This is a genomic window from Blautia sp. ZXY-1-B12 (assembly GCF_056339915.1).
This window is the reverse complement of sequence record NZ_JBWJVP010000181.1, coordinates 1-24,761: the sequence shown is the minus strand read 5'-3', so window position 1 is coordinate 24,761 and position 24,761 is coordinate 1. Positions and strand designations below refer to the sequence as shown.

General features: G+C 44.6%; 19 protein-coding genes and 2 pseudogenes. 1 reads left to right on the top strand and 20 read right to left on the bottom strand.

Annotated features, from left to right (window positions below):
• From AC075L_RS10065 to rsxC, 15 genes and pseudogenes are all read right to left on the bottom strand, one after another.
• Positions 1 to 486: pseudogene (locus tag AC075L_RS10065) on the bottom strand (DUF2953 domain-containing protein); the annotation flags it as partial.
• Between the two features lie 4 nt (positions 487 to 490).
• Positions 491 to 802, bottom strand: coding sequence for a hypothetical protein (locus AC075L_RS10060; RefSeq protein ID WP_025576982.1), 312 nt, complete (start codon positions 800 to 802; stop codon positions 491 to 493).
• 104 nt (positions 803 to 906) lie between these two features.
• On the bottom strand, positions 907 to 1,362 hold the full coding sequence (locus AC075L_RS10055; RefSeq protein ID WP_008704324.1) for an NUDIX hydrolase: 456 nt from the start codon (positions 1,360 to 1,362) through the stop codon (positions 907 to 909).
• Positions 1,363 to 1,542: 180 nt separating this feature from the next.
• Complete coding sequence (locus tag AC075L_RS10050; protein ID WP_476387595.1) at positions 1,543 to 3,045, bottom strand: peptidoglycan D,D-transpeptidase FtsI family protein; 1,503 nt, start codon at positions 3,043 to 3,045, stop codon at positions 1,543 to 1,545.
• On the bottom strand, positions 2,954 to 4,327 hold the full coding sequence (locus tag AC075L_RS10045) for an FtsW/RodA/SpoVE family cell cycle protein (protein WP_022380997.1): 1,374 nt from the start codon (positions 4,325 to 4,327) through the stop codon (positions 2,954 to 2,956). The genes AC075L_RS10050 and AC075L_RS10045 overlap by 92 nt, the downstream gene beginning before the upstream one ends.
• Positions 4,328 to 4,332: 5 nt before the next feature.
• Complete coding sequence (locus AC075L_RS10040) at positions 4,333 to 6,528, bottom strand: U32 family peptidase (protein WP_022380996.1); 2,196 nt, start codon at positions 6,526 to 6,528, stop codon at positions 4,333 to 4,335.
• Positions 6,529 to 6,656: 128 nt separating this feature from the next.
• Positions 6,657 to 7,064, bottom strand: coding sequence for a cell division protein ZapA (locus AC075L_RS10035; protein WP_008704329.1), 408 nt, complete (start codon positions 7,062 to 7,064; stop codon positions 6,657 to 6,659).
• A 134-nt stretch (positions 7,065 to 7,198) separates the two neighbouring features.
• Positions 7,199 to 8,204: pseudogene (gene ruvB, locus AC075L_RS10030) on the bottom strand (Holliday junction branch migration DNA helicase RuvB).
• A gap of 79 nt (positions 8,205 to 8,283) precedes the next feature.
• The gene (gene ruvA, locus AC075L_RS10025) at positions 8,284 to 8,892 is read right to left on the bottom strand and encodes a Holliday junction branch migration protein RuvA (protein WP_022380995.1); all 609 of its coding nucleotides are present in this window, start codon (positions 8,890 to 8,892) and stop codon (positions 8,284 to 8,286) included.
• Positions 8,893 to 9,026: 134 nt separating this feature from the next.
• Entirely contained in the window at positions 9,027 to 9,818 is a 792-nt protein-coding gene (locus AC075L_RS10020; protein ID WP_022380994.1) for an RnfABCDGE type electron transport complex subunit B, read from the bottom strand.
• A gap of 13 nt (positions 9,819 to 9,831) precedes the next feature.
• Positions 9,832 to 10,407 (bottom strand): electron transport complex subunit RsxA, encoded by a 576-nt coding sequence (gene rsxA / locus AC075L_RS10015; RefSeq protein ID WP_008704334.1) that lies wholly within the window; start codon positions 10,405 to 10,407, stop codon positions 9,832 to 9,834.
• A 6-nt stretch (positions 10,408 to 10,413) separates the two neighbouring features.
• Positions 10,414 to 11,124 (bottom strand): electron transport complex subunit RsxE, encoded by a 711-nt coding sequence (gene rsxE / locus AC075L_RS10010; RefSeq protein WP_022380993.1) that lies wholly within the window; start codon positions 11,122 to 11,124, stop codon positions 10,414 to 10,416.
• Positions 11,124 to 11,732 carry an RnfABCDGE type electron transport complex subunit G gene (locus AC075L_RS10005; RefSeq protein WP_008704336.1) on the bottom strand — a complete coding sequence of 203 codons (609 nt, stop codon included), beginning with the start codon at positions 11,730 to 11,732 and terminating at the stop codon, positions 11,124 to 11,126. Before AC075L_RS10005 ends, rsxE begins: the two co-directional genes overlap by 1 nt.
• Positions 11,729 to 12,706 (bottom strand): RnfABCDGE type electron transport complex subunit D, encoded by a 978-nt coding sequence (locus AC075L_RS10000; RefSeq protein WP_022380992.1) that lies wholly within the window; start codon positions 12,704 to 12,706, stop codon positions 11,729 to 11,731. The genes AC075L_RS10005 and AC075L_RS10000 overlap by 4 nt, the downstream gene beginning before the upstream one ends.
• Before the next feature lie 15 nt (positions 12,707 to 12,721).
• Complete coding sequence (gene rsxC / locus AC075L_RS09995; RefSeq protein ID WP_476387594.1) at positions 12,722 to 14,038, bottom strand: electron transport complex subunit RsxC; 1,317 nt, start codon at positions 14,036 to 14,038, stop codon at positions 12,722 to 12,724.
• Between the two features lie 184 nt (positions 14,039 to 14,222).
• On the opposite strand from rsxC, the gene AC075L_RS09990 reads away from it, so the two are divergent.
• Positions 14,223 to 15,248, top strand: a complete 1,026-nt coding sequence (locus AC075L_RS09990; protein ID WP_022380990.1) for a ribonuclease H-like domain-containing protein — start codon at positions 14,223 to 14,225, stop codon at positions 15,246 to 15,248.
• 14 nt (positions 15,249 to 15,262) lie between these two features.
• Here the strand turns inward: AC075L_RS09990 and AC075L_RS09985 are convergent, their stop codons facing one another.
• From AC075L_RS09985 to AC075L_RS09965, 5 genes are all read right to left on the bottom strand, one after another.
• Positions 15,263 to 15,910, bottom strand: a complete 648-nt coding sequence (locus tag AC075L_RS09985) for a 4'-phosphopantetheinyl transferase family protein (RefSeq protein WP_022380989.1) — start codon at positions 15,908 to 15,910, stop codon at positions 15,263 to 15,265.
• Between the two features lie 11 nt (positions 15,911 to 15,921).
• The gene (locus AC075L_RS09980; RefSeq protein WP_008704342.1) at positions 15,922 to 16,224 is read right to left on the bottom strand and encodes an STAS domain-containing protein; all 303 of its coding nucleotides are present in this window, start codon (positions 16,222 to 16,224) and stop codon (positions 15,922 to 15,924) included.
• Positions 16,225 to 16,243: 19 nt separating this feature from the next.
• Complete coding sequence (locus AC075L_RS09975; protein ID WP_476387597.1) at positions 16,244 to 19,876, bottom strand: amino acid adenylation domain-containing protein; 3,633 nt, start codon at positions 19,874 to 19,876, stop codon at positions 16,244 to 16,246.
• The gene (locus tag AC075L_RS09970) at positions 19,761 to 24,632 is read right to left on the bottom strand and encodes an amino acid adenylation domain-containing protein (RefSeq protein WP_476387593.1); all 4,872 of its coding nucleotides are present in this window, start codon (positions 24,630 to 24,632) and stop codon (positions 19,761 to 19,763) included. Before AC075L_RS09970 ends, AC075L_RS09975 begins: the two co-directional genes overlap by 116 nt.
• Positions 24,583 to 24,761, bottom strand: a 179-nt coding sequence (locus AC075L_RS09965) for an AMP-binding protein (protein WP_476387596.1), incomplete at its 5' end; no start/stop codon positions are given. The genes AC075L_RS09965 and AC075L_RS09970, both read right to left, overlap by 50 nt.

Genomic DNA, 24,761 nt, shown 5'->3' with positions numbered 1-24,761 from the left:
CCTCTCTGTATCAGCAGATGTATCTGAAGCTGAATTTCTGTCTGTTTTCAGATCCTCAGTCTCCATATTCTCTGATTTCGGGTGATCAACCACTGATTTTTTATGCTCTTCTTCCCTGTTTCCGTCTGTGCCGGATACAGATACCTTTTCTGCGCCGGATTTCTCCGGATTTTTCCCGGATTTCTTTGTTACAGCCCTCTTCTCCTGCCGTTTTTTCAACAACTTGTCTACGGGAATTCCAAACAGATGAAAGGATATCTCCATCTGCTGATCTTTCCATTCCGCTCTCAGCGAAATCCCATGAAACAGCCAACTTACGATACCCTCTCCCTCTGTCTGTTTCCAGCCACCTTCTGCCTTGACAGCTGATGCCTTATATCTTACAGGACAGAACAGTACAAGAAGAACTGCCAGTAAAAGAAGGCCCAGCAGAATTCCCAGGATGATCAGTATAAATTTAAGGATCAGCCATAAAATATGTAACATATTCTCACCTGTTTTCTATATATTCAGCTGTTGCGAAGGTTCCCGTTTCCCTGTACATTTCATCGATCAGACTTCGCACCATCTCCAGGGCTTCCTCTTTGCCCTTCGCCATTCCTATGATCTTCGGACAGATTCCATAAAAGCTCTTCTGTATCAGCATTGCTGCAGGAATAATATCCATCAGATTCACAGGATTCTCTGACAGAGTAAGGAGATAAATTCCCAGAACCGGTTTTCCGCTGTTCAGTTTCTTTTTTATCTCCTCAGGATCCTTTACAGATTCCCCTGCAAGAAAATTCTCCTGCCATTTCAGCATCTTACACCCTCTCCCGTTTCTATAACACTTCAGTTACAGTATTTCCATTTTCTCCAAAATTTAAACCGGGCTGCGTTGCAAAAAAACACAGCCCTGTTCTCTCGTTAATAATACTTATGCTGTTTTCCCCAGAGTCCATTGCTTCTCATCTCCAGATATTCCTGATAAGCACGCTCTACGATCTGCTTCTCGTTTGAAAACCTCAGCAGATGATAGATCTCATGAAATTTATAATATCCGGAATCTACAAAAAACTCCTCTCTCTGGGGCTTACTATGATAATTATCCGCAGTCATAAGATACCAGTGTACCTCTTTGAAAACCACGTCCTCCGGAACGGTAAAGTTATATTGGCTCTTTCCGATGTATTTCACAATGGTCGCACGCACTCCAGCCTCTTCCATCACTTCCCGCAATGCTGTCTGTTCATGCGTTTCGCCTGGTTCCACTGTTCCTTTCGGCAATACCCAGCCCTCATAACGGTTCCTGTAAGATTTATACAAAGTAAGAATCTTACCCCGATGAATTACCACACCGCCACAGCTCGTTGCTTCTATCATAATGCAATCCCTCCTGTTTTGCGTGGTATTATAAACTGAGTATAGTATATCTCTTTTTTTCCAAACCCGCAAGCTATAAATATCATTTCATAACATATTACCGATTAATTAGTTACTGTTCACTCCGTTCACATTAACGTAGCCAAAATTCATTCCAGATTGCCTGCAACATGGAATTTATTATTGCTTATCATAATAATACGCATCAAATATCTGCTCTGCGATGGGCACTGCTGCTTCACTTCCGGTACCGCCATTCTCAACAATGATCGCAACTACCAGATCCGGATCATCCACGTTGGAATAACCGATAAACCAGGAATGACTGGAACCATTCTCATCAAATTCCGCTGATCCGGTCTTGCCTGCCACTGTATATCCTCTTCCGTTCAGAGCCGATGCGGTTCCGTTTTCCACAACACCTTTCATAAGCTTTCCAAGGATATTCGCCTCATTTGTTGTCATCAGACGTTTATAGCTCTCCGGCTCTGTTGTCTTCACTGTCTCTCCGTCTGAACTTACAACAGAATCAATGAGATAAGGCTTCATGAGCTCCCCGCCATTGGCGATCGCACTGGTAATCAGCGCCATATGCATAGGTGATACCAACGTATTACCCTGTCCGATGGCAGTCTGCATAACCTCTGCAACAGAAGATTTTCCATTTAATGTAAAAGTACTCTTTTTATAGGAAGAAAGCGGAAGACTCTTATTAAAAAGAAGATCCTCGGCTGTTTTTTTCAGAGAACTGCCTCCGAGCATGGTTCCGATCTCTGCAAATGCACTGTTACAGGAATTGGCAAAAGCACTGTAAAAATCTTCCTGTCCATGAACAGTTCCGCCATAGCACCTGATCGTGTGATCTTCTCTGGTAATACTTCCCTCACAGAGATAGGAAAATCCCTCCAGACTGCCCTTGGTTCTGAAATAGTCCAGGGCAGTTACCACCTTAAATGTAGATCCCGGAGGATAGGCTCCGTTTGTAACTCTGTTCAACAGACTGCTGTCATTGGAATCATTTACCAGTGTGTCCCAGTTCTGGGAAATAGTATTCGGGTCAAAGTCCGGTCTGCTCATTTCCACCAGAATCTTACCTGTAGAGGGTTCTATGGCAACAACCGCCCCTCTCCTGTCACCAAGTGCATTATAGGCAGTTGACTGAAGATCTGCGTTTAACGTCGTGTTCACAGAATCACCCGTATTTTTCTGATTCTTAAACTCATTTTTCATCTGGTTCAGGAAAAATTCATGAGAAGTCAGAAGTTGGAAGTTCGCCTCTGATTCCAGTCCGCTTTTTCCATTAGTGTCATATCCGACTACATGAGCGAACATATTTGCATAGGGATAAGTACGTTCCTCTGTTCCGTCTTCGTAAACATTGGTCTGGGCAAGCACCTGCCCATCTGCAGATATGATCTTACCTCTTACAACCCTGTCTGAAAAAGTATCCTGCCTTGTATTATAGGGACTATTGATAAAATCATCGCTCTTTGCATAATTAAAGTAGATCAGATATCCGATCATACTGACAAAGATCAGCACAAAAAAGCAGGATACCAGTGTATACTCTCTGTTACGGGGCCTTCTCTTTTCAGAAATCTCCCGGGCTTTGCGCTTCTGGCGCTTCTTCAACTCTCTGCGCCGTTCCTTTTCTTCGATATCTCTCAATTTCTTCGTCCTCATCTTCTCTCAAAATATACAATCCCTGAATGATCGCCAGCATCAGTACTGTACACGCGACAGAACTTCCTCCATAGCTGACCAGAGGAAGAGTTACACCTGTCATAGGGATAAATTTCGTTGCTCCGCCAATTGTCAGAAATACCTGAAATGCATATTCCGTACCAAGTCCAAGTGCGATCAGTTTGTAGAATGGTTTCTTAATTTTAAGCGCAATATTTACGATCATCAAAAAGAAACTCATACATACCAGGATCAGGCAGATTGCAAAAATCCCACCCAGTTCCTCACAGATTGCACTGAATATAAAGTCATTCTTGACAACAGGGATCTTCTCAGGCGAACCCTGACACAATCCCATTCCAAACCATCCGCCGGTTCCAATGGCAAACAGTGACTGGACGATCTGGTATCCTTCATTCTGATATACCGCCATGGGATCCTTCCAGGCTGTCACTCTCTGACGCACATGGCCAAACAGATGATATGCGACAACTGCCCCTGCAGATCCGCCTGCAAGACCAAGTGCCAGATATCCCACATTTCTGGATGCCACATAAATCATCACAAGATATGCCGCAAAGAAGATCACTGCACTTCCAAGGTCTCTGGAAAGTACAAGAATCCCCACATGCAGTCCCGCCACTACCGTAGCCTGGACCACTTTTGAAAAATCAGCACCTTTTCTCAGCAATGCCGCCATAAAGAACACAAATGTAATCTTTATCGCCTCTGAAGGCTGGATTCCCATCAGGGAAAGTTTTGCTCCATAGCTTGTCTTTGCAAGCACAAATACCGCCGCCAGCAAAACGATTCCGATTCCCGCATAAACCCATGTCAGGTCCTTGAGAAATTTCATCTTCCTGATCAGGACAGGTACGATCAATGCCACCACATTTACGCCTGCCACAATCACCAGCTGTCTGGTAGCTGTGGAAACATCCAGCCTGCACAGCATAATAAATCCTACGCTGAGAAGCATGCACATATTGTTGAGCAGTAAAATCGATGCTTTCTTATAAAAAATCCTGTACAAAATCTGGATTCCCGCAAAAAATGCCATCATTTCGATATAAAACAACACGACCTGAAACTTACCTGTCTTCAGGTAGATGACCAGAAACGCAGTGAAATCCATAAAAAAGATAAGCATCAGCTGCTGGCGCAGCGATTCGTTTCTCTCCTCCTCACTCTGCTGTTTCACCAGATAGAAACAGTGAAAAGTATAAATCACCATCAGGGTAAGGATCACATACTTGGATAATTCTACAATTACATTAATCATATGCCTTACTCGGCTCCTCTTTTAAAATGTCCCTTTGTATATTCCCGTTTCGGAGGATTCTTCCCATCACGATAAACAGCTCTGAACTCTTCATATATCTTCACCGCATCCTGAGGCTTCTCAATGGTAAATGCAAGTCTCAGGGAAGAGACACCAAGTCTGTCTATCTGTGATTTCTCTTTCAACAGGCCGTAAGGGATACTGTTGTAAATGATATTATAGCAGGGTATACAGAAATCTGTATTCTCAGTTTTCCATGGGTTACATATACATTTCGCCGTAAATTCTTTATCGTAACGGTCTTTTAAAGTTACCCCTTCTTCCTTATGATTACATCCGTAAAGATTTTTATGCACACACTGGGCCGATATCATAAGAGGCAGATATCCGTAGATCAGCATCTCGCTGTCCCGGTTATCTCTGTGGCGGATTTCCCCTTCGTTCAGCTCAAGCGGTACCGTATTTCTGAGGACTTTCTGATCTTTCCAGAAATCAGCAGCTTCATCATTCCATGTATACATACTGTGATCCAGAACACATTTCTCAGCCAGACCTGCCTTTCGCAGAACTGCAAAAGTCTCCAGATTTCTTACCAGAAATCCTGTCATTCCTCTGTCCATCCACTCTCTGATCCTGGTAAGAAGCTCCCGGGGCATCTCACCTCTCATAATATGCGGAAGAGACAGATACATCTCCATTCCTCTGCTTACACAGTCATCCAGGCAGACCTCCATGGCATCAGCGTTCAGATACATTCCATGTATCCCCTCTCTTTTATATAACGCCAGTGCAGTGGATTTTTCTTCACAGGAAATATAAATCGGAAGATTTTTCTGCTTTGGCGAATCTGCTTTTCTTCCGGCATCCTCTGATAAGCGTTTCTTCCCATTATTTTCTTCTCTCTTATATGGTTTGAGCAATTCATTTTCCAGCGATTCCAGTGCCTCTCTTCTCGCCTCATTCAGCATTTTCATCGGGATAAAAATATTCTCATCCATCTGGATTTCCAGATTTTCCCACTCATATTCTGTATTTCCAAGCTTCTCCATCTGTGAACGGATGCGCTCTTCTGTCAGCGGCTGGTTCTGCGCATACTGTACCTCACCCACAGACGCAAATCCATGGATTCCCCTGCATGACACATCCAGTATAGCAGGACTTCCTGGAAAAAGAATGAATGTTCCCTGAATTTTTTCTTTCTTTTTTCTTAATACAGGACTGACATCTCCTGTTTTCTTCTCATTACTGAATGCCATCATGGACGGACCATTCTGCATCTGATAATAACCGGTACAGGAACCTCCCCTGTTAAACAGATCCAGCAGATATCTCTTATCCTCCTCTGCTACCCTGTAATTCTCAGCTCCCTTCTCAAAAAGAAGATCCAGGTACTTCCGATATACAGAAGTTACCCCTGCTGTATATCCCGGCTGCTTCATCCTGCCCTCTATCTTAAGAGAAGTAACACCAACCTCCAGAATCTGCGGAAGAATCTCTATCGTAGAAATATCTTTCAGACTCAGAGGACATAGTTCTTGCGCTTTCCTTTTCTCTGACCGTCTGCCATTTTCCCCGCAACAAAGCGCCGTCTGGTAAGGCAGACGGCAAGGCTGTGCACACCTTCCTCTGTTACCGCTTCTTCCACCCAGGATACTGCTCATCAGGCACTGTCCCGAATAACTGTAACATAAAGCTCCATGGACAAAAGATTCAATCTCGATAGGACTTGTCTCATGCATCCTCCGGATTTCCTCAAGGGAAAGCTCTCTGGCAGTTACCACTCTGGAAGCACCCTGTTCTTCCAGAAACTTCATCCCCTCCGGACCTGTCACAGTCATCTGCGTGCTGGCATGAAGATGCATACCCGGAAACATCTCCCTGATCATCTTAAACACACCCATATCCTGAACGATCACCGCATCCAGACCTTCCTTATAATATGGAAGCAGATAATCATACAACTGTTCAGACAGTTCCCTGTTCTTCAACAGCGTATTCACTGTCAGATAAAGTTTCCTGCCATGGATATGAGCAGTATCAATGGCACGCAAAAGCTCTTCCTCTCCGAAATTCTTCGCATAAGCCCGCGCGCCAAAGGCTGCTCCCCCTACATAAACCGCATCTGCACCTGCACCGATCGCTGCCTCAAATCCCTCATAGGAACCGGCAGGTGCCAGAAGTTCAATCTCTTCTCTTTTCAATTCTATACCTCACGTTTTCTATAACAGTCATCTTAAATGCATTATTTATGAGCATTGCTATAATATTCAAATCGAATACATATGAAACAAATCATAAAGGGGAAATCACCGAAGTAATCCCCCCTCTATTATTTCAGCAGCTCATCAATCTGCTTTTCCAGTTCCTTATTCTTTCCCTCCAGAAGGCTCTTCTGTTCCAGGGCTTCCTGTTCATGCTTCTGCGCTTCCTCAATCTGCATACGAAGCGAGATCAGCTCATGCTTCAGATCATACATCTCCTGATCCTTCTGCTGTAAATCCTGTTCAAAAACCTCCGCCTGTTTCTTTGCCTTAAAATAGTCATCTGTAATATTCAGGCTGATAAGTGTATGCTTGGTCTCCATGGGCTGTCTGCTGTAACCCGGCATAGCACTTAACTCATCCATCTTTTTATTTATATAGGATGCTACTTTCTGAAAATATTCTTCCGATTCATAGCCTCCCAGCGTAATAATCTTACCACCTATGATTACCTTTGCTGTATTTTTGACCGCCATCCGTACGAGCCTCCTGTATCTTCCTTCAATCTGCCCGGAACCCCGGACATTTACTTCATTATACTCGAAAGCAGTCGAAATGTATAGGAATTTTTAAAAAACTTTTACTTTTTTATATTTTTACACCCTTAACTTCAGTTTTTCTCCGGCATCTGATAGCCCAGATGCTCATACGCAAGCGCCGATGCCATACGTCCTCTCGGCGTACGGTTCAGGAATCCATTCTGCAGCAGATAAGGCTCATACACATCCTCCAGCGTACCGGAATCCTCCCCTATCGCCGCAGCCAGAGTCTCCAGTCCCACAGGACCACCCTGAAAATTCACGATCATAGTCTGAAGAATCCTTCTGTCAATCTTATCCAGACCATACTGATCCACTTCCAGAAGATTCAGCGCAAAACACGCCACATCATAAGTAATCCGTCCATCATACTTCACCTGCGCAAAATCACGAACCCTCTTCAGCAGACGGTTGGCAAGCCTCGGAGTTCCCCTGGATCTCTTGGCAATCTCAGCCGCACCCTTCTCATCAATCTCCACTCCAAGAACCTGAGCAGAACGGATAATGATCGTCTTAAGCTCCTCATGAGTATAAAACTCCAGATGATGCATCACACCAAAACGGTCACGAAGAGGTGCAGACAGAAGTCCTGCCCTGGTAGTCGCCCCCACCAGTGTAAACTTCGGCAGATCCAGACGTATAGACCTGGCAGAAGCTCCCTTCCCGATCATAATATCAATAGCATAATCCTCCATAGCAGGATAAAGGACCTCCTCCACCTGCCTGTTCAGGCGGTGGATCTCATCCACAAACAGAATATCTCCCTCCTGCAGATTACTTAAGGATCGCAGCCATCTCCCCCGGCTTCTCAATAGCCGGCCCGGAAGTCACCTTCATATGAACCCCCATCTCATTGGCAATAATCCCCGAAAGAGTAGTCTTACCAAGCCCCGGAGGACCATAAAACAAAACATGATCCAACGCATCATGCCTCTGCTTCGCAGCCTCTATATAAACCTTCAAAGTACTCTTGGTCTTCTCCTGACCAATATAATCATCCAACGTCTGCGGCCGGAGATTCCCCTCCAGAGAAAAATCCTCCTCCGTCACATCCGTAGTTATAATACGTTTCTCCATCTGTTACCCATCCTAACCTATAACAATTCTATAACAATACAGGCAATCCAATCTACCAGAGCGTAAAGTCCTGCTTCAGTTAAAAATTCTTCAGTGCAGCCTTCAAAAGACCTTCCACATCATCCGGCGGCACATCCGTAACCTTACGCACCGCCCGAAGCGCATCCGCACTGCTGTATCCCAGCGCAACCAGAGCCTCAACAGCTTCCTGCCTGCCATCCGAAACCTCACCGGCTCCCACTGCTGCCCTCTCCTGCTCATGAGCCAGCTTCAATTCAAACGCATCCTCCAGCTTCATCTTATCCTTCAGCTCAAGAATCAGCTTCTGAGCCGTCTTCTTCCCGATACCCGGAGCCTTCGACAACGTCTTCACATCATCCGAAAGAATTGCAAACCTCAATTCATCCGCCGTAATCCCCGCCAGAACCCCCAGCGCAGCCTTCGGCCCCACACCATTCACGCCAAGAAGCAGCTTAAACATCTGCAGATCATCCTTAGCCCTGAACCCATACAGCTTCATGGCATCCTCTCTCACACTAAAATAAGTATGGACCTTCACATCCTCCCCCATACGAATCTCAGACAAATCTGCCCCCGTCATATATATCTCATAACCAATCCCCCCGGCCTCAACAACCACCGAGCTCTCAGTCATATCCACAGCCATTCCATGAACAAACGCAATCATGATACATCCTCCGTCCCAAATTCATCACTTCCGATTCATCATACCACATCCCACCCCATAACGCAAACATATATTCGCATCCCTTAATCGAAAAAAAGAACCGCCATGCCTTCACACAGCAGTTCTTCCTCCCATTACTGAATAATATGTCTCGGACAAACCTCTTTACAAGCCCCACAATTCGTACACTTACTATAATCAATATGCGCACAGAAATTATCAACCGTAATCGCCCCATTCGGGCAAGTCTTCTCACACTTCTTACATCCGATACAGCCAACCTCACACGCAGAAGTAACAGCCTTACCTTTCGCATGAGAACTACACTGCACAAACGTAGTCTGCTCATAGGGCACAAGCTCGATCAGATGCTTCGGACACTTGGCAACACACTTACCGCAGGCCTTACAAGCCTCCTTATCAACAACCGCCACACCGTTCACAACATCAATCGCCCCAAACGGACAGGCCTTCACGCAGCTTCCAAAACCAAGGCATCCATAAGTACAGGACTTCGCACCACCACCGGGAATGAAAGCCATCATCTCACAGTCTTCCACACCTGTATACTCATAATTATCCTTCGTCTTCTCACAGGTACCCGCACACTTCACATACGCCACCTGACGGGCAGTCTCCACAACTTCCTGTCCCATGATCGCTGCGATCACTTTCCCGACTGGCTCACCGCCTACCGGACATCCGTTTACAGGTGCCTCACCTTTGGCGATTGCTGCTGCCAGGCCATCACAGCCGGGATAACCACAGCCACCGCAGTTATTACCGGGAAGCGCCTCACGAACAGCAACTTCCTTCTCATCCACTTCCACAGCAAACTTCTTACCGGCAACACCAAGGAAAACACCGATAAAAAGACCTACTGCCGCAACCAGTACAGTTGCCGCGATAATTGCTCCTATATTCATACCAGTCCCCTCCTTAAATCAGTCCTGAAAATCCGAAGAAGGCAATTGCCATCAGTCCGGCTGTCAGCAGAACTGTAGGGAATCCCTGGAAGGATTTTGGAATGTCATTGTATGCGATTTTCTCACGGATACCAGCCATCAGCACGATGGAAATAGTAAATCCCACTGCTGTTGCAAATCCGTTCACTGTTCCCTGAAGAACATTATACTCTTTCTGCACGTTTGTAAGGGCAACACCAAGAACCGCACAGTTTGTTGTGATCAGCGGAAGATACACACCAAGTGCCTGATACAGGGAAGGCATTGTCTTCTTAAGGAACATCTCTACAAACTGTACCAGCGCCGCGATCAGCAGGATGAATACGATAGTCTGCAGATAAGTCAGGTTCGTAGGAACCAGGATAGCATTGTAAATAATACCTGTCACAAAAGATGACAGTGTAATAACGAAAATGATCGCACCGCCCATGCCGGCTGCTGTCTCAACACTCTTGGAAACACCAAGGAAAGGACAGAGGCCAAGGAACTGGCTGAGGACTACGTTATTTACAATCGCTGAGCTTACAAGTATGATCAAAAGTTCTTTCATAATCCATTACCCCCTTTTTCCCTTACACATGGTATTGCCACAGGCTGCACAGCTTCCGCCGCAATCAGGATTACTTGGATCAATGCCACGTTTGGCTGCACCGATTTTGAATTTGTTCTGTAATGCAGAAAGCGCTGCCAGAACAAAGAATGCTCCGGGTGCCAGGATAAAGATTGTGATCGGTTCATAACCAGCCTTACCTGCTGTAGCATCTGCCAGAGGAAGGATCTGATGTCCGAACAGAGAACCTGCGCCGATCAGCTCACGTACTGCACCGATACAGGTGATACTTAAGGTAAATCCAAGACCCATACCAATACCATCAAACAGAGAGGCAATCGGTTTATTCTTGGATGCATATGCTTCTGCACGTCCAAGGATGATACAGTTAACTACGATCAGAGGAATATAGATTCCAAGGGAGTCATACAGGCTTGGGATAAATCCCTGTAAAAGAAGCTGTACAACTGTTACAAAGGAAGCAACAACTACGATAAATGCAGGCATACGCACTCTGTCCGGAATAAAGTTTCTCAGAAGAGAGATCATTAAGTTGGATGCTGCAAGGATCACTGTTGTAGTAAGTCCCATTCCGATACCATTGGTTGCAGATGTGGTGATAGCCAGTGTAGGACACATACCAAGCATCAGTACAAAGGTAGGATTTTCTTTGATGATTCCGTTATATAAACGTTCAGCAGGTGTGTTTGGTTTCATCACTGATTTCCCCCTTTCTCATACTGGAATGCACATAATCCGGCATTAACACCGTTTGTCATGGCATTCGTTGTAATAGTGGCACCACTTAACGCATCGATCTGATCATCCGCTGTGGCACCGGTCTTTGTATATTCAAATTTATCTACGTTCTTATCTTTGAACTGATCCTTAAATGCATCTGTGTTTGCTCTCATACCAAGACCTGCGGTCTCACCGATGGAAAGAATGGAAATTCCATTTAAGGTACCGTCATCCTGGATACCCATTGCAAACTGGATATCTCCGCCGTAACCCTCGGAAGTGGTTACTGTAAATGCATATCCCAGTTCATTGCCTGAAGCATCCTTGGCAAGCATAGTCTCATCTATGGACTGTGCCGCATATCCGTTCTCATCCAGATAAGACTGCATGGCATCCGCATCCACATCCACTGTCTCAAAGCTGTCCGCATCTGCAAATACTGCCTTATAAGCATCCTGTTTCGCCTGAGCTTCCTGCTTTGCAATAGGATCTGCCGTAATATCCTGGACTACACCAAGGGCAAGTCCTGCCACCAGTGTGATCACTGTAATGGCTATGGTATCTTTGATAATTCTGTTACTCATGCCTTTTTGCCCCCTTTCCCAAATGCCGGGTGACGAGTCACACGTTCAATCATCGGAACTAACAGGTTGCAGAAAATGATCGCATAGGATACGCCCTCTGCGGAACCGCCAAAGAGACGGAAGACCGCAGTCAGTACACCAAGACAGACACCGTATACATACTGTCCTCTTGGTGTGATCGGTGTTGTGACATAGTCTGTAGCCATAAACCATGCACCAAGCATAAGACCACCGCCGAAGATGTGGCTGAACAGATAGTTCACGTCAAATCCCTTGCCTGTTCCAAGCATGTAAAGGATTACAAATACTGCGAAACTTCCAATATAGGTAAGCGGAATCTTCAGATCGATCACCTTGAAAACCAGAAGGATTGCTGCTCCGATCAGGATCGCAAGGGCAGAAGTCTCACCGATAGTTCCCTGGATATCACCGATAAACATATGTAATACAGATACAGAACTGTCTGTAAATCCATTCTGTTTCAGAGCTGCCAGAGGAGTTGCACCGGATACAGTATCTACCACACCTCTGAAGCTGTCGCTTACTGCGAAATCTGTCATCTTTCCTGCGAAAGAGATCATCAGGAAACATCTTCCTGCAAGTGCCGGGTTCATGAAGTTCTGTCCCAGACCACCGAAGAGCTGTTTTACAACGATAATCGCAAATGCACTGCCAAGTACAGGCATCCAGAGCGGAATTGATGCAGGCATATTTAATGCAAGTAATAAACCTGTAACAACTGCACTGAAGTCTGTAATTGTGTTCTTCTTATGCATCAGCTTGTCATAAATCCACTCAAAGAATACACTGGAAGCGACGGTGATCACTACTACCAGTAAGGCACGAAGGCCAAAATTATAAATTCCAAACAGTGTGGCCGGCAGAAGCGCCAGTGCCACAAGCTGCATGATTTTGCTTGTTGTCATCTTATCCCGGACATGGGGATTGGATGATACATGTAACATCTGATCCATTACGATGTCCCCCTTTTACTTTTTCTTACGGCTTGCCAGAACCATCTTACGCATAGATTTGATCATCTGGGTCAGCGGACGCTTGGCAGGGCAGATATAACTGCAGCAGCCACATTCGCAGCACTCCATACCATCAAATTTCTGGAAGCTCTTCATGTCACCATGCTCTGCAAAGGTTGCAAGTCTTGCAGGAATGACATGGCCGGGACAGACTCCTACACATCTGCCGCAGTTAATGCATGCAGTCTGTTCGGCATCTGCCACATCATCCTTCTCCAGGCAGAGACATGCGGAGCTTGTCTTAATACATGGTACATGAGTGTCATACATGGCAAATCCCATCATAGGACCACCTGAAATTACTTTGGATACATTGTCTGTCAGTCCGCCGGCAGCTTCTATAAGCTCTGCCATATCTGTTCCGGAAAGGACATCAAAGTTCTGCGGATTCTTAATCCCCTGTCCTGTTACTGTCACGATACGGTCCATAACAGGTTTTCCAAGGATAACGGCTTCATAAACAGCAATTACGGTATCTACGTTGTCAACTACGCATCCTGCATCTGCCGGAAGCATGGCAGAGTTGATCTCTCTGTCTGTGACAGCTTTGATCAGGAAACGCTCACCACCCTGTGGGTACTTGGTCATCAGCTCTGCTACTTCAATACGTGGAATATCTTTTACCATTTCTTTCAGTTTCGCAATACAGTCAGGCTTGTTATCCTCAATACAGATATATCCCTTCGCATTGTCAAGGAGCTTCAGCATAACTCTTAAGCCCTCGATCAGCTTCTCAGAGTCATCCAGCATTCTTCTGTAGTCACTGGTAAGATAGGGTTCACACTCGGCACCGTTTACAAGGATATGATCGATCTTCTCCGGTTCCTTTGGCGCAAGCTTTACCTGTGTGGGGAATCCGGCGCCGCCCATTCCCACTACTCCGCCTTCTTTAATTCTCGCCAAAATCTCCTCTTTCGAAAGATCTTCCAGACGTGCAGGAGTAAATTCCACACTTTCATACTGCTGGTCATTCTCAATGATAATGGAATTGACCATAGAACCTGTTGCTGTCAGGCGCGGTTCGATTCCTTTTACCGTACCGGAAACAGACGAATGGATCGGTGATGAGACAAACCCCGCAGCATCTGCGATCTTCTGTCCTGCGAGCACATGGTCTCCCTTCTGAACTATCGCTGCAGCCGGAGCACCGATATGCTGGGAAAGAGGATATACCATATCTCCCTTTGGCAGATATTTCACTACCGGACTGTTCTTGGATAATTCTTTTCCGTCATAAGGATGAACACCACCCTTAAAGGTTAAAATTCCCATTTCGTTCCCTCCTTTTATATTAAGCACCACCAAAGTGCTCTATTTTTGATAAAATCCATATACTTTTTTGTACATTTTTATCAACCTGTTTATAATATAAACCATTTTTTCAAAAAAAGCACTACCCAAATTTCATTTTCTTGTGTATAATTAAAAACAATTTCAGAAAGGAAAAATTATTAACATGATTGTTAAAAAAATGCCCATTTTACAAGGGTTTCCAGACTTTGAGACTGTTAAATTTTTCACTGGAAAATTCTTCCAAAAATACAATTTTACACCTGTTTTTTACGACATTGAAACCACCGGATTATCAAGAAATTCCACGTATTTATACCTGATCGGAGCTGTTGGAATTGAAGATGAAACTTGGAATTTTTATCAATGGATGGCCGAAAATGCCAGTGAAGAAGAGACAATTCTGAGAATTTTTTCACAATTTCTTCAGCAATATAATTTGATGATTTCTTACAACGGAGAACGATTTGACCAGCCCTATCTGGAAGCACGATATGAAAAATATGGAATTCCCTCTCCGTTTACAGGAAAACAGTCGCTGGATCTCTACCTGACATTAAAACCGTTAAAGTCACTTTTAAAACTGTCTGCCATGAAGCAGCCCTGCATGGAAGAATTTCTGGGGATCAAAGACAGGATTTATGATAATGGTAAGGAATGCATTAAACTTTACAAAGATTTTCTGAAAAAAAGAGATGCCTTTACAGCTGATGAAATCCTTGGACATAACCTGGAGGATGTGCTGGGACTTGGAAGAATCTTTGATATGCTGGGATATCTTTGCATCTATGATGGAGATTATGAAGTTACATACAGTGAATTTGACGGAGACAACCTGATCCTGAAGCTGAAGCTCCCCTGCACACTGCCACAGGAATTTTCCAATGGAAACACCGACTTCTATCTGACAGGAAAAGACGAAGAAATCAATTTAATTATCAAAACAACTGACGGGAAACTGAAACAATACTATGCAGATTATAAGGATTACTATTATCTCCCGGAGGAGGATACGGTTATCCCGAAATCTCTCGGATCCGGAATTGACAGAAAGCACCGGAAAGCAGCAACCAAAAATACCTGTTACACCTGGTTTACCTGCTCCGATGCCTTCCTCAGTTCTCCCGTACAGCAGAAGCAATATCTGACATATACGCTTTCCTGTCTGATTGGAACTCTAGAGCGTGTCTGAAAAATCATCTGTGATCATACATAAATATCGTCAAAAGCAATTTCCAATGGATTGTGAAGAGAAAAAGCCCTCTCACTGCTGACCGAGAAAATATAACCGTCAAATTCCATTGTCTCAAAAAAGCATGGCCTTTCTGAGGATTTTCCGAGGACAAACCCCTCTGCTGTGGGAACCACTTCAAAAGAATCCAAAGGAAGGCTCATTCCTCTGCCTGTCATTTTCATATAACTTTCTTTTAATGTCCAGAGCGTAAAAAACGCCTTATCTTTGTTCTTCGCAGCCTTGATGTAAGCAAGCTCTGAATGGTAGAAATAATGTTCTGCCACCTCAAGAGGCGCATTGGCATTTTTCTCAATATCGCACCCGACTTCGCAGTCTGACAGCACACCCACAACATAGTCCCCCGCATGAGATACATTAAAAAAAAGGCCATCCACAACCGGCTTTTCATTGTCAGAATATCTCAGGCAGCTTTCCGTAAGCCCGTTTTCATCGAGGATTTTTCTGATGATGATCCCTGCACCCAGACTTCTTTTGCGGTCATCAGGCATACGATACCTGATGACCTTTTCTCTTCTTCTGATCCCAACCAGATCCAGAAGCCTTTCATTCTTAAGCGGATCCTCAAAATGATTAATATTGATCCTGTATAATTTCTGCATCTGATCAACAGTTACTTCTTCTGAATATCGATCTTGCTGTCAAACCCTGTAAGGCTGAATACATCGTAAACCTCATCAGAAACATTGATGATCTTAAATCCATCCTTTTGAGCCATTTTTTTGTAGGCTACGATCACCTGTCGTAAGCCTGCAGATGAAATATACTCCAGATTTGTAAAATCAAATACCAGGCTTGTGATGCTGTCTTCAAGTCCGGACAGAGCCTCCCCTAACTGGGGAGCTGTCTGTGTATCAAGCCATCCGCTGATTTCCATAGTTGCTTTGTTACCTTCTGTTTTTGTGATAATTTCCATTGTAATTTTCCCTCCTGAATCAATCAAAAAATGTAAGTCTGTCAAGTGCTGCAATTGCATTTTCCAGATATCTGTCATCTGTAACCGGCCATTTATAATCCAGCCTGTACAGAACCTGTGCTGTAAAACGATTGCTGTAATCAATGGTATAGATTTCATTTTCATTATGTGAGGTATAGGCGATCAGTCCGGAAACCGCATCAGAATCCTGACCGGTCTTTGCAAATTCCTTCACTGCTGCCTCAAACTCCTCATCTCTTACAATATCAATCCTGAATCCATAGCTGCGCATTGCGTAGATCAGGTCTGCCATATAAATATGATGGCTGTTGCATGCATGGAATACAGTAAATCTCCGGTCGGTCTGAGCCAGTCTCAGAACTGCCAGCGCAGTAGAATCAATCGGTGAGAATTCTGCCACCTCATGCATACCGCCCATAGGGAATTTACCTACAGCCGCATAACCTCTCAGGCTGCGAAGGAATCCATTGGTAATGAAATTAATCTGGAACTCGCCGTCAGAGTTTCGGCTCATCAGATTACCTACCCGGACTACCTTGCCGTCCAGTCCCTCGGAAACTGCTTCCAGAACCGCCCTCTCTGCCAGGAATTTGGTACGGATATATTCGTTGGTAATATTCTGTCCGATGTACAGATCATTTTCACAGAAAACTCTGGACATTGGCGGAACACCGTCAGAACCCTCTCCCGCAACGGAAACCGTAGAAATCTGGATCAGTCTGCGGCCGTTATTCTTACAGAAATCGATCAGATTTTCCACACCCTGCACATTAATTCTTTCCAGTACATCATCAGCCGCAAAATGCTTTACGCAGGCAGCACAGTTAATGATGGTGCTGAATTTGTATTCTGAAAATCCTGTTACCTGTTCCTTTGAGGTAATATCCCCATCCACACAGATAATACGGCTTTCAAACAGCTCTTTGTATGGATCATCAAAATAGTACATCAGCATGTTCATCATTCGCTTTTCAGGCGATTCATATTTGCCCTTACGTACAAGACAGTAAACCTTACCGTCATAATTGTCAAGGAATGCTTTAAGGACATGGATCCCCAGGAAACCTGTGGCACCTGTGACCATAATATCTCCCAGCTTTTCCTTTGTGATCCGGTCTGCATTTTCTTCTGTATTTGCGCTGATCACATTCTGGATCCTGTTATAGTTATAATCCGAAAATTCATTCTTGCTCTGTGCAGCCTCTGTAACTCCGTCATCATCAACCAGAGCTGCAAGTTCCCGTACAGTAGGATATTTGAAAATATCCGCATATACCAGTGAAATATTCTTTGACAGACACATAACAGCAACCTTGGATGCAGTAAGGGAAGATCCGCCCAGTTCAAAGAAGTTGTCCTCAATCCCTACTCTTTCAATTCCCAGTGCTTTCTCAAAAATCTCACAGAGTGCTCTCTGAGCTGCTGTAACTGGCTCTACATAGCTGGCAGTGTTCGTGGTTACCTCCGGCATTGGCAGTGCTTTTTTATCAATCTTACCGCCCGGTGTCACAGGCATTTCCTCAATGCTGACAAAGAAAGACGGCATCATATAATCCGGGATCAGCGGCTCCAGGAAGGTCTTCAGTTCATCCTCCGGGATGGCTTCTCCTGTATAATAAGCTGTGATATATTTATTTCCACCCTTTTCAATTACTGTAACGGCTGCATTTTTCACCAGCTCATGTTTCAGAAGGGCACCTTCGATCTCACCAAGCTCCACACGATATCCTCTGATCTTCACCTGTGAATCGATCCGGCCTATGTACTCAATATTTCCGTCGCCTTTCATGCGGACCATATCACCGGTCCTGTAAAGACGGCTTTCCTGCTCACATACAGCAAATGGATTTTCTACAAACACAGATGCTGTTTTTTCCGGAAGATTATGATATCCTCTGGCAATCTGCCTTCCTGCGTGACAAAGTTCGCCGGACGCACCCACCGGAAGCCGGTTCAGATTCTCATCCACAATGTAGCTGCGCACATTCCGCTGTGATTTTCCGATCGGGATGTTGTCATACTGTCTGTCTACCAAAAACTCTGTGGAAGAAACCGTATTCTCTGTAGGACCGTAGCCATTGATCATCTGATAGGTACGGTTACGGTAATGCTTGAATTTCTCGCCGCCAAGTGTAACAAATTTAAGAGCAGGTGCATCCTCCAGAAGTTCTGTAACCAGTTCTCCCATCTGGGTAGGGAAGGTTACGGTGGTGATCTCTTTTTCCTTTATATATCTGCTTATGGCAATGGCGTCCTTACGGATACTCTCCGGTAAAATATACAGGACTGCTCCTGCGGTAAGAGGTGCAAACAGATCGATCACTGACGCATCGAAACAGAAGCTCGCAAACTCTGCCACAATGTCATCCGGTGAAGTATTTCTGCTCAGTGTGATATATTCGATCAGGTTCAACAGATTTCTGTGCTCAATCATAACACCCTTTGGCTTTCCTGTGGAGCCTGAGGTATAGATCATATAGGCAAGGTTCTCCGGTTTCGGAGAAATAAGCTCTGCAGAAAGTTCAAAATCCTCAGCCTCATCTGACACACTGTCCAGACTGATCACATTTCCGTCATAAAATTCCACAAGATTCTGATACTGATCGATCACAAGAAGATTTCTTGCTCCTGAATCCTTCAGCATATATTCAATTCTGCTCTGTGGATACTCCGGATCCAGAGGAACATAGGCTCCGCCGGCCTTCATAACACCCACATAGGCTACTGTATATTCCTTTGTCCTGCCGCACAGGATACCTGCTGCCTGTTCCGGGCCAAATCCGTTTTCCGTAAGCTTCTGAGCAATATAATCAGACATTCTGTCCAACTCTCTGTAAGTAAAATCTCCGGAGTCATCCCGCACTGCCGGTCTGTCCGGATATCTGGCAGCCATCTCCTTAAACAGATCTATGAAGGTCTTTCCTGCATGTTCCGGAATATCCTCCATCTGAGTTTCTTCCTCAAACATCAGCCGGATATCAGCCGGATCGCATTCCCTTAAGATTCCCTCTGCAGTGGTTTCCAGATTGTCAGCCAGATACCGGATAGTTTCCTCATGGTACATATCCCCTCTGTACTCAATCTCAAAGACAAATCTGTTCTTTTCAATGGAAATGCTGACAGAAACCGGTGCCTTTGCCATGTTCAGGCTGACAGGCTCCTCCTGTGCATATTCCCCACCAATGGTGTCAAAAGCAAAATTGTCGCCCTGGTAAATAACCATGGCATCTGCCTTAATATCAAACTCATGGCTGATCTGTGAGAAAGGATAAATATCGTTGTTCATGGAATCGATCAGCTGTTTCTGTACACCGCTCAGGCAATCTTTGGCTGTTCCTGAGAAATCACAGAAAACAGGGAGTGTTTTTACCAGCATACCCACTGTTTCCGAAAGTCTGGAATCGTTTCTTCCATGGTAAATAGTGGTAAATACAGCATCCTTTTTGAAATTATATTTTCCAAGTGTGATACCAAAAGCGGAAATGAAGAATACATTCTCCGTAATTCCATGCTTTTTACAGAATTCCTTCACATCCTGCACGGAAATGGATTCTGGTCTCTCTGTGGTAAAGTTCTGCTGTTGGAGCCGCACCGTTTTTGTCCGGATAGAAGCTGATGCTTCCACCTGCATGTTCAAATACTGACTTATAATAATTCTCTGCATTTTTATAGATATCACCTGCCAGGGCATCTCTGTTATCCAGTGCCAGATCATAGGAAGTATAACCTTCCGGTTCCAGCTTCTCACCGCTGTAAGCTCTGTTAATATCATTAATTATAATAGCCAGAGATGTACCATCGGCAACAATGTGGTGAAGGTCCAGGAACAGATAATTGCCATCACAGGTTCTGTAGATTTCAAACCGGAAAAGCTGTTCATTAAACAACATATATGGACGTACCAGAGTGTCTCTGTTCATTCCGTTTAAAATCGGTGTTTTATAACTGAGCCCATCGTTTCGTTTCTGAAGTACATTTCCGTTGTCATCCATAAACAGACGGGTTTTCAGATAAGGATGCGCCTCAACAGTACTGTCAATGGCTTCTGCCAGTCTGTCCAGATCCACCTTGTTATCAAGCTTTAACAGATACGGGATATTGTAAATGGTAGAACCCATATTTGCAGTACACTCAATGAAAATCCCCTCCTGAGTGTTGGTAAGAGGATAACTTTCCTGTACTTCTCTTTTGCTTTCTTTTCCCGCAGTTTTTACAAATTCCTCCATCATTCGGATAGTGGGATGATTCTTAATATCTGAAGTTTTGATCACAATGTCAAAGGCTTTGGAGATCAGGATATTCAGCTTAATGGCAGTGATGGATGTCAGACCTGCCTCATAAATATCTGTGGTAATCCCAAAATCCGTATACCCCAGAACCTCTGCGATACAGTCAAATAATATCTGCTGAACCTCATTCTCAGGCTTAATGATCTCCGCTGCTTTTTTCTCAGGCAGAAGAAGAGCCTTTTTATTTACCTTCTGGTTCTGGTTCAGAGGAATTTTGTCAATCTGCATGGTAACTGCAGGTACCATATAGGCAGGCTTTGTCTCTTTAATAAAATCATTCAGGGCATTGATATCAACAGTGCTGTCCGATACCACATAGGCAGCAATATATTTTCCACCCTTTGGATCATCAAAGGCAACTACAGTGGCATCCCTGATGCCCTCATATCTGCGGATCACTTCCTCAACCTCAGAAAGCTCAATCCTGAAACCTCTGATCTTAACCTGGGAATCCTTTCTGCCAATGATCTGGATATTTCCATCCGGAAGAAATCTTGCCACATCACCTGAATGATACATCACTTCGTATCCCGGTGTATCATCATAAAGATTCTTTGTATAGACCTCGGCAGTTTTTTCCGGCTTGTTAAGATATCCTCTGGAAACCTGCCAGCCGGTGATCATCAGCTCTCCGCATGCACCGGGAGGAAGCATATGCCCCAGCTTGTCTGTAATATAAAGCTTCACATTGTCAAGTGCTTTTCCGATCGGGACATTTGGATAATATTTGTCCACTTCAAATACAGTCGTAAAAATAGTCGCCTCTGTAGGTCCATAAGCATTAATAAACTTATAATCTTTTGGCGGCTCACATGGAACCAGCTTCTCTCCTCCTACAGAAAGATATCTCAGGCTCTTACAATCCATCTCCAGCGCAAACTGCCTTCCCACCTGAGTAGTCATAAAGGAATGCGTGATGCCATTTTCCTCAAAATAGCGCTGCAGTCCAATGAAATCCAGACGGATCTCCTCCGGAATAATGTGAAGCTGTGCACCGTTTGTGATGGCACCGTAAATATCCATCATGCAGGCATCAAAACCAAAGGAAGCATATGCAGCTACCCTGGAATCCGAATCTATGCCATAATACCTCTTGAACCAGTGACAGAAAGCAGTAATATTTCCATATTCCAGCATACAGCCCTTTGGCACACCTGTGGAACCGGAAGTATACAAAAGGATAAACAGATCATGCAGCTGCGGCTTCTTAAGCACAACATCCCTATCCTCCAGCTGCCAGATCTGATCTGTAAACAGCACCGGTCCTTTATATCCGTCTACCAGAGGAAGAAGCTCTCTGTCAGCAATGAGAAGCTTTGCAGAGGAATCCTCCATCATGTACATCAGGCGGTCCCTGGGATAGGTTGGATCCAGAGGCTGGTAAGCTGCACCTGCCTTTATCACGCCCATCGGTGCGATCGCCATATATTCACAGCGGGGGATCAGAATGGAAACAACATCTTCACTGCCAATTCCCTGGGATGCGATATATTTTCCAAGTCTGTCACTGATCTCATCCAGTTCTCTGTAAGTATATTTTTTATCCTTAAATACCACAGCCGTATGGTCAGGAATGGTCTGTACCAGCTCCTCAAACATATCAGCGATGGTCTTACTTCTGTCATATTCGCAGGCAGTATTATTAAATTCCGCAATTTTGTCCGCTCCATTTTGGGAAAGAACAGAAACTTCCGAAATATATTTTGCTTTCAGCAGGGAATCCATAGCTGCCTCATAGGATTCCAGCATTCCACGTACAAAGGCTTCACTGTACATGTCACTGCGGTATTCTGCAGTAAGCACATATTTATGATCGTATTCTCTTACCTGGATCAACAGAGGCATCTTTGACATATCCGGAGAAAGGTCATGACCCCTGGCAACGGTATCCCCGATCGGGAAATCATCCCCAAGCTCTGCCTGATATGCAAATACCAGATCAGAATTAATCCCGTACTTTGCACAGATATCAGAGAACGGAAAAATATCATTTGCCATGGAAGACAGAATCTGCTCAGAGAGCTCTGTCATATAGGCCTGTATGGTGACTTTCGGATCACAGGAACAGTAAACCGGCAGAGTCTTTACAAGCATGCAGACTGTATTCTCCAGTCTGGAATCATTTCTTCCATTATAAATAGTTGCAAAAAGACTCTCCTCGGAATTGGAATATCTGCTCATGAGAATGCCGAATACACCTGTAAACAGAATGTTTGGAGTAACCCCCAGCTTCTCGCAGGCAGAAAGTACCAGAGACTCTCCGGTGTCCACAGGCATCGACAGATATCCTCTCTCAGGAGTCTTTCCTGAGCAGTCAGGAAGAGGCAGGGATTCTGTCTCAATTCCCTCGAAAATACTGTCATAATATTTCTCGGCCTTCTTATATTTTCCCTCTTTCATCTGCTGTTCTTCATCAAGGGCAGCATCAAAGCCTGTGTAGGATTCTTTCTCCAATTTCTCACCCAGATAGGCCCGATCAATATCCTCAAAAATAATATCATAGGAATTACCATCTGCCAGGATATGGTGGAAATCTGTAAAAAGATATTTCCTGTCTTCTGTCACATAAATCCCCGCCCGGAACAGCCGTCCCTTTTCCAGCTTAAAGGGACGCACCAGCTCATCTTTCATCTTTTCAAACTGCTCATTTGTGGTCTGTACCACCTCTGGTACAAAGGCTTCCTCACAAGGCTTCTGCACCATCTCTCCGCTGTCACTTAAATAAACCTTTGTCAGCAGATACGGATGTGCAGCGATCATCTGAGAAATGGCATCTGACAGCTTCTGAACGTCAACAGAGCTTTCCAGTTCAAACAGGAACGGAATATTGTATACCGTACTCTCAGGATTCTTCATGCACTCTGCAAAAATACCCTTCTGGGAGCCGGTAAGAGGGTAAACTTCTCTCTTTTCATAGGTTCTGATCTTCGGTGCAAGCATCACATATTTTTCCAGTTTCTCCACCGTATTGTTTTCGTGGATATCACTGGTTTTCACAGTCACTCCGAATTCCTCTGAAATCAGAATACAAAGCTTCATGGCACTGATAGAAGACAGCCCCGCCCTGTAAAAACTTGTGTCAGTTCCAAAAAAATCATTCTCCACAACGTCTGCAACGATTTCAAAAATCTTCTTCTGCATAGGAGTCTGGGGTTCTTTCAGATTCTTTGGCTGTGCAGCCGGCTTTGGCAGTGCTTTCTTATCAATTTTACCATTCTGTGTCACAGGCATCTTTTCCAGTTGGACAAAAACCTCAGGAACCATATAATGAGCCAGGGACTCTGATGCATAGGCAGAAAGCTCCTCTGTATTGATCTGGCGGTCAGCCATAAAATAGCAGCAGAGGAATTTGTTATCTACAGGCAGAGTAATGCTGGTAATGATTCCCTCATAGGAATTGATCACTTCCTCGATCTCACCAAGCTCAATCCTCAGACCGCGAAGCTTGATCTGATTGTCTATTCTTCCGAAAAATTCAATCTCACCCTCAGGGCTGATCCTTGCAAGGTCACCGGTCTTATAAGCTCTCTCGCCGTTAAGATCAATGAATACAGCCTCTGTTTTATCCGGCAGATTCATATAACCTCTGCCAACGCCCAGTCCTGCGATCACAAGCTCTCCGGTCTCTCCGTCCGGAAGGATCTTATTCTCTTTATCTACAATATATACCTTCACATTACCGTTAGGCGTACCAATGGTAATGTTTCTGCTGTCCGTAATTACCTTCATGGTACAGCTGATGGTAGTTTCCGTAGGTCCATAACCATTCATAATGTAAGCATCCGGGTTTACTCTGCGAATCTTGTCATACAGAGCCGGAGGAAAAGCCTCTGCACCTACATCAAACACCTTAATCTGAGAAACTGCTTTTTCAAGCTGGGGCAGATCGATCATATTGGACAGGTAAGTAGGAGTTGTGGTCATAATATCCACTTTATTTCTGACGATCAGCTCACCCAGCATAAGAGGATTCAGAATCTCCTCATCAGAGGCGATCACCGCAGTCATCCCGTTGGTAAGTGGCAGAAATTCCTCCAGAACAGACACATCAAAGGTCATGGCTGCCATGGAAAGTAGAAACCGATCCCCTGCTGACATAACCATAAGTTTCCGCATTTTTCGGATCCGGATTTACAAAATTGGCAAGGTTGATATGTTCGATCAGCACACCCTTGGGCTTGCCTGTGGAACCAGAAGTATAGATACAATAACAAAGATCATGCTCCC